The organism is Aeromonas piscicola (genome assembly GCF_000820005.1).
Taxonomy (GTDB): Bacteria; Pseudomonadota; Gammaproteobacteria; order Enterobacterales; family Aeromonadaceae; genus Aeromonas; species Aeromonas piscicola.
On sequence record NZ_CDBL01000072.1, the window covers coordinates 1 to 6,576 of the forward strand.

Consider the following 6,576-nt stretch of genomic DNA (forward strand, 5'->3'; position numbering starts at 1 on the left):
GGCCCCAGGCTCACCACGCAGGCGGCTGCGCAGCAGATTGCGCTTGCCCAGCAGGCTCTGCATGCTGGACGCAGCAGAAGGCGCCGCTTCCGGCTCGGCAACGGGAACCGCCTCGATGTGAGGCTCGGGGGATGGCAGTACTGCCAATGAGGCGTCGTCACGCCTGCTGACGGGAGCCATTGGCTCACTCGCGCCAGAGGATCCCTCATAGCCCATCTGCTGCGCCTCACGCAGCAACTCGTCCTGCTCGGCAAACAGCGGCGCACTCAGCGCATCGCTGGTGCTCTCTTGCTCATCCGCAGAGAGGGAGATGACAGGCTCGGCCTGCACAAGGGTGTGCTCCCCCGGCGTGGGGGTCGGAGCATCACCAGATACAGCCGGTTGGGCCACTGTCGCAGTGGCCGAAGCGGGGGCTGGCTCAACCCCCTGAGGCTTTCCCAGCGAGGCCGGTGCGGTCCTTCCTGCCACGGCAAGTCCGGGCGGCAGAGCGGCAAGGTTGGCCGGGTGCACGGCCTCACGGCGCGGGGAGAAGGCCAGCATGCGCAGGCAGGTCATCTCGAGCGCGGTGCGGCCATCAGGAGCCCAGGGCAGATCCTTGCGCCCCCCCAGCACTATCTGGTAGCAGAGCTGCACCTCTTCCGGACTCATGGCCTGGGCCAGCTGCAACAGGGCATCGGCATCGGCCCCCTGCTCCTGTACGGTGGCGGGCAGCAGCTGGGCCATGGCAATGCGATGGAGCAGCCCTTCCAGCTCGGCGTGCAGCTGATCAAAATCGGGCCCCAGGGTGGCAATCTCGGTGATCTTGGCCATGGTCGCCGGGGCATCCTGGCGCAGGATGGCCTCCAGCAACTGGTGAAGGTGGCGATGATCCAGCGTCCCCAGCATGGCCAGCACGCTCTCGAGGCGTACACTGCCATTGCCGTGGGCCAGCGCCTGATCGGTCAGGCTCAGGGCATCGCGCATGCTGCCGTCGGCCGATTTGGCCAGGGCCTGCAGAGCACGCGGCTCGAACGGTTGCCCCTCCTGATCCAGCACCCATTCCAGCTGCTTGGCGATCTGGGTCTGATCCAGACTCTTCAGATGAAACTGCAGACAGCGGGAGAGAATGGTAATGGGCAGCTTCTGCGGATCCGTGGTGGCCAGCAGGAACTTCACATAGGGGGGCGGCTCCTCCAGGGTTTTCAGCAGCGCGTTGAAGCTGTGGCGCGACAACATGTGCACCTCATCGATGAGGTAGACCTTGAAGCGGCCGCGGGCCGGCCGGTACTGCACGTTGTCGAGCAACTCGCGGGTGTCTTCTACCTTGGTGCGGGATGCCGCGTCAATCTCCAGCAGATCGACAAAATTGCCCTGATCGATCTCGCGGCAGGTGTCGCACACACCGCACGGATGGCTGCTGATCCCCTGCTCGCAATTGAGACTCTTGGCCAGAATGCGGGCTATGGTGGTCTTGCCAACCCCACGGGTACCGCTCAGCAGATAGGCGTGATGCAGCCGCCCCTGATCCAGGGCGTTGGTCAAGGCGGTCAGCACATGGTGCTGGCCTACCACTTGTTCAAACGTATGGGGGCGCCATTTACGCGCCAGAACCTGATAGCTCATAAGTCTCGATGCAGGGATGACAAGGCATTGAGGCAGAATGCTAACACAAATGCCAGGCGGGCTGTATCGGCTATCGGCGAGGTCGGGAGGGATCGCTTGAATTTCAAACCGATGCCCGGATGGGCATCGGTTTCGGGACACGCAGCAGGCTGACGAGGCCTGCGTGGCATCCTGGGGGATTACTCGCCGGCCAGTTCAACCAGTGAGACGACCTTGATGCCGGCCGCCGTCAGGCGGGCATCGCCGCCCAGGGATGGCAAGGAAATGATGAAGGCCGCATCGGCCACATCACCACCGGCACGGCGGATGAGCTTGACGGTCGCATCGACGGTGCCGCCGGTGGCCAGCAGATCATCGACAACCAGCACCTTGTCACCCGGCACTATGGCATCTGTGTGCAGTTGCAGGGTGTCAGTACCGTATTCGAGGGCATAGGACTCCTCGATCACTTCGCGGGGCAACTTGCCCGGCTTGCGCACCGGCACAAACCCCAAGCCCATGGCGAAGGCGACCGGCGCACCGAAGATGAAGCCGCGGGCCTCGGTGCCGACGATCTTGGTGATCCCTTGATCACGATAATGCTCAGCCAGCAGATCGATGGTGGCCTTGAAGGCCTCCGCATTCTCTATCAGGCTGGTGATGTCACGAAACAGAATGCCCGGCTTCGGATAGTCGGGGATGGTCTTGATGCTCGCTTCGATAAATTTCAGGGTATCCGGATTCATTGTTTGACCGCTTATTTTTTGAGCCCAGGCGTGGCCGTATTTCTCGATTCCCGCCAGCGGGAAATAAAAAAGCCCGTCACGCAAAATGACAGGCCGACTCCATAGCATTATTGCCGCAATAGCTTAGGGACTTCACTTCGCCATTGCAACTGGCTCCAGTACCGGCAGACGCATTAACCAGGTGAGCAGGATCACCATTATGGCAATGAGCAGCAACCTGACCCACAGCAGGGGCACCACCGCCAGCGACACCGAGAAGGAGAGCAGGATGAAGATGATGGCCCGGCGCCGGGCGTGGCGGCGAATGCCGCGATACTGCTGCCAATCGGCGATGGGGGGGCCAAACCAGGGGTGAGCCAGCAGCCAGCGGTGAAAACGGGGGGACGAGCGGGCAAACAGCGCCGCCGCCAACAACATGAAGGGGGTAGTCGGTAACAGGGGCAACACGATTCCTATGATGCCGGTGACGAATGCCAACCAGCCCAATCCCATCAGACACCAACGTTTCATGGCTGCTCCTCTTCAATCCAACTCTGCTTAGCCTAACAGAGTTGGCCCAAAAGCTGACAGCCCAGCTCTGCGGGCGGCGGCTGATTACGCTCAACGAGTGGGCTGACGGCTGACAAGACCGCCCATTGCCACTACAATCTGCGCTCTTTTTTCTCCCCTTGTCTTCGGAAGCAGCTATGCGCGTTATTTTGGCCCCCATGCAGGGGGTGCTGGATCACCTGATGCGGGAGGTACTCACCTCCGTCAACGACTACGACCTCTGCGTCAGCGAATTTATCCGCGTGGTCGATCAGTTGCTGCCTGCCAAGGTGTTTTATCGGATCGCGCCCGAACTCAAGCAGGGCGGCAAGACCCGCGCCGGTACCCCGGTGCGGGTACAACTGCTGGGGCAACACCCCGAATGGCTGGCCGAGAACGCCGCGCGCGCCATCGAACTAGGCTCCCCCGGGGTCGATCTCAACTTTGGCTGCCCCGCCCCCACGGTCAACAAGAGCAAGGGGGGCGCCGTCTTGCTCAAAGAGCCCGACACCATCTATCGCATCGTCAAGGCGGTACGCGAGGTGGTGCCTGCCCACCTGCCGGTCAGCGCCAAGATCCGCCTCGGATACGATGACAAGGATCTCTACCTGGAGAACGCCCAGGCCGTCTATCAGGCAGGGGCCAACGAGCTGGCGGTGCATGCCCGCACCAAGCGTGAAGGCTACAAGGCCCCGGCCCACTGGGAGTATGTGGACGCCATCCGCCTCGCCCTGCCCATCCCCGTCACCGCCAACGGCGAGATCTGGGATCATCAGGATGCGCTGACCTGTGCCCGCGTCTCCGGCTGTGATGCTCTCATGGTGGGGCGCGGCGCCATCTCCCTGCCCAACCTGGCCAACGTGATGAAGACCGGCTGTGCCCACATGAGCTGGGCCCAGGTGTTGCAGCTGATGGTGAACTACACCGAGCAAGATCTGGCGAGCGAGAAGGCGGACTACTACCCCAGCCGCATCAAGCAGTGGTTCAGCTACCTCAAGCGGGAATACCCGCAAGCCGACCTGCTGTTTCGCGATATCAGGCTGTTCAAGGAGACGGATCCCATCCGGGAGGCCTTGCTGCAAGCCTCGAAAACTGTGATCTAACCGTCCTTTACTTGACGCATATCATCTTGATAATCCTGTCGTCTCCCTATACTGCCCTGGATTTGTAATTCGTCTGTTGGGGGCTAGTGTGTGTGAAATGACGCAAGCTCGGTTGGCCGTGTGGCGTGATCGCCTGCTGACTGACTGGGCGCAAGTAAGAGAAGAGCTGATCGGTCAGCTCAAAGCCTGTCGGCGTGACGAATGGGCGGAAAAAGTGGATCACTGCGAACGGGATCAGCTGGTGGATCTGACCAGTCGCCTCGACTTGCCCAAGGTGGAGCAGAGCGTGGCCAGCCTCAAGCGGATTGATGCCGCTCTTTGTCAAATGGATCTGGGTCTCTATGGCCTCTGTTCCGATTGCGAAGAGCCGCTTGCCATCGAGCAACTCGAACAGGATCCGACCCTGCAACGCTGCCCGCGCTGCGAAACCCGCTATCGCAAAGTGTTACAATCGAAGGCACACAAATCGGAAGAGATATACAAGCTGTGGGCCGAGAAGAACGAACCAGTATAAAATCAATAGCTTACTCATACATACGCCTAAGCTCTAAGCAACAGATCCTAGGTGATGGTCAACGGCGCCAGATGGAAGCAGCCATTGAATATTGCAAGCTGAACAACCTAACTCTCTCATCGAAATCCTTCCGCGATCTTGGTGTCTCCGCCTACAAGGAGGTGGATCGCCCTTCCCTCTCAGACCTTCACCAGTGCATAGCTAACGGATCAATCAAGACTGGTGACGTCATCGTCCTGGAGAAGCTTGATCGCCTCAGTCGGCAAGGCATCGCTAAGACTCAAGCCATGCTCCAAGACATCCTTTCCCAAGGAGTGCTTATCGTGTCTCTTATGGATGGGCTGACACTCGATAAGCATTCTCTAAATGACCTTACCCTTGTAATCCGGATCGCGATTGCTGCTGACTTGGCCAACAAAGAAAGTTCAGCAAAAAGTAGCCGTATCCAGGCGAACAAGGATTCAATGAGAGAGCGTATCAAGGCCGGAATACCTGTTGCGATGAAACTCCCGTTCTGGTTGAAATTTGAAGATAACCAGTTCGTTTTTGATGAACGGAAATCTATTTTAGAGACCATATTGGAGAAGAAGAGACAGGGGGAGTCGCTAGCTAAAATCGCTGGTTATTTGAATGAATCAGGTATTCCCTCCCCTAATCAAGGTGGAACTTGGAACCCAAGCACCCTTCGTGATGTGATCAAAAATTCAGTCTTGTTTGGTGCCCATCAGCTCACGGTAAAGCTCAACGGCAAGTATCAGCCGTCAGAACTAGTTCAGAACTATTATCCCCCAGTGATCAGCTACTCAGAGTACCTTGAACTGAACAGTAAGGCAGTACAACGTCCAGCAGGTGCCAGTGAGACGAACCATATCAGTGGTCTTGTGTATTGTGGCACTTGCGGAAAGAAGATGGCAAACAAGAGTCGGCGCAACAAAACCGGAAAAGTTACGTACTACTACTGCCGATATTCATTAATTAAAATGTGTGAACATACGGCGCACGTTCGCAACTTACACGAGCTTGTTATCTCTAACATTCATCACTTAGAGGTAAAGCAAATCAACAAGCAGGATACTGGCGAGGATGAGATTCGTATCAGGCTGGGTCAGGTTGAAAAACGGGTAGCCGAATTAATCTCTGGATTATCGATTACCACAAGTACATTAGTAACAACTGCTTTTATGACCGCTGTATCGTCTTTAGAGCAACAGAAGAGTGATTTGATGGCAGAGCTTAAGTCCATCGTCACAATTGCTCCTGATGCGATACAGACGCTTCTGTCATTCGTTGATGACCCAAAGAAGTTTAATATTGAGCTGAAGAAAATTATTAAGAGAATTGAGATTAAGCCTTATGGCGAGCATCATTTGATCAAGGTTGAAAGGTACGACAATCATCATATAACTTGGCGAACTGGTGGATGGATTAAGGGTGTCTCTGATTCAGAGAAATCACTTAAAATGATTGAAGCATTACTTAAGGGAGCTGAAGAAGAATGATCTATGAGAAAGGAATGCCTGAATATCTAGACAATGGCGTATACCATATCAATGGTGAGATATGGTGTACACTTTGGGCATACAAGAACAAGCGCGGATTACCACATAATACACCGTCAATGAACACTGTGGATTCAAACCGCCTAACAGCTTCTGGTTGTGAAAGCATTCTCACGAACCCAGATATAAAAACATACCCTACGGTAAAGGCATTCCGAGAGCATGATCTCAATAATTTATTTGGCGGATAAAAATAAAGGGTAGTCGCAATGACTACCCTCTTTTATTACCCTGCTCACGAATGGTGACAGTCAATTCAGTAATTGCGATATTTAAAGAGTTTATCGAATCGCCGAGCTTGATTATTTGTGCATCGGTCTTATCTGATTTCTTCTCCAAACTATCAATCCGAAAATCATTCTTAATTTGTGACTCTTGAAGCGTTTGTATATTCCGATGATGTGTCCCAGAATACTTATTTAAGATACTTACATCATTGAATAACACAGCTACAGCACCAACAAAAGTAAGAGCAATCGCAAGACCTTTTAATGCGCCACCGGCTTGGGACAATTTGGTCCATAGGTCATTCATTATATTCCCCT

The 6,576-nt window shown here is 55.5% G+C and carries 7 protein-coding genes; 3 read left to right on the forward strand and 4 right to left on the reverse strand.

Features of this window, described 5'->3' with window-relative positions; all coding sequences use genetic code 11:
- The 3 genes from dnaX to BN1128_RS18010 form a co-directional block, all read right to left on the reverse strand.
- Positions 1-1,602: DNA polymerase III subunit gamma/tau (gene dnaX, locus BN1128_RS18000; protein WP_042871290.1), on the reverse strand; the 1,602-nt coding region annotated here is incomplete at its 3' end.
- Positions 1,603-1,781: 179 nt separating this feature from the next.
- Complete coding sequence (apt, locus tag BN1128_RS18005) at positions 1,782-2,327, reverse strand: adenine phosphoribosyltransferase (RefSeq protein WP_042871293.1); 546 nt, start codon at positions 2,325-2,327, stop codon at positions 1,782-1,784.
- A 132-nt stretch (positions 2,328-2,459) separates the two neighbouring features.
- Positions 2,460-2,837: a YbaN family protein gene (locus BN1128_RS18010; protein ID WP_042871295.1), complete on the reverse strand. Its 378-nt coding sequence runs from the start codon at positions 2,835-2,837 to the stop codon at positions 2,460-2,462.
- A gap of 176 nt (positions 2,838-3,013) precedes the next feature.
- Between BN1128_RS18010 and dusC the strand changes: the two genes are divergently transcribed.
- The 3 genes from dusC (at position 3,014) to BN1128_RS18025 (ending at position 5,971) form a co-directional block, all read left to right on the forward strand.
- Positions 3,014-3,958: a tRNA dihydrouridine(16) synthase DusC gene (gene dusC / locus BN1128_RS18015; RefSeq protein WP_042871297.1), complete on the forward strand. Its 945-nt coding sequence runs from the start codon at positions 3,014-3,016 to the stop codon at positions 3,956-3,958.
- A 97-nt stretch (positions 3,959-4,055) separates the two neighbouring features.
- The gene (locus BN1128_RS18020; RefSeq protein WP_244464625.1) at positions 4,056-4,472 is read left to right on the forward strand and encodes a TraR/DksA family transcriptional regulator; all 417 of its coding nucleotides are present in this window, start codon (positions 4,056-4,058) and stop codon (positions 4,470-4,472) included.
- Positions 4,445-5,971: a recombinase family protein gene (locus BN1128_RS18025; protein WP_167335820.1), complete on the forward strand. Its 1,527-nt coding sequence runs from the start codon at positions 4,445-4,447 to the stop codon at positions 5,969-5,971. Before BN1128_RS18020 ends, BN1128_RS18025 begins: the two co-directional genes overlap by 28 nt.
- A gap of 273 nt (positions 5,972-6,244) precedes the next feature.
- Here the strand turns inward: BN1128_RS18025 and BN1128_RS18030 are convergent.
- The coding region (locus BN1128_RS18030) for a hypothetical protein (RefSeq protein ID WP_209428585.1) at positions 6,245-6,576 on the reverse strand (332 nt) is incomplete at its 5' end.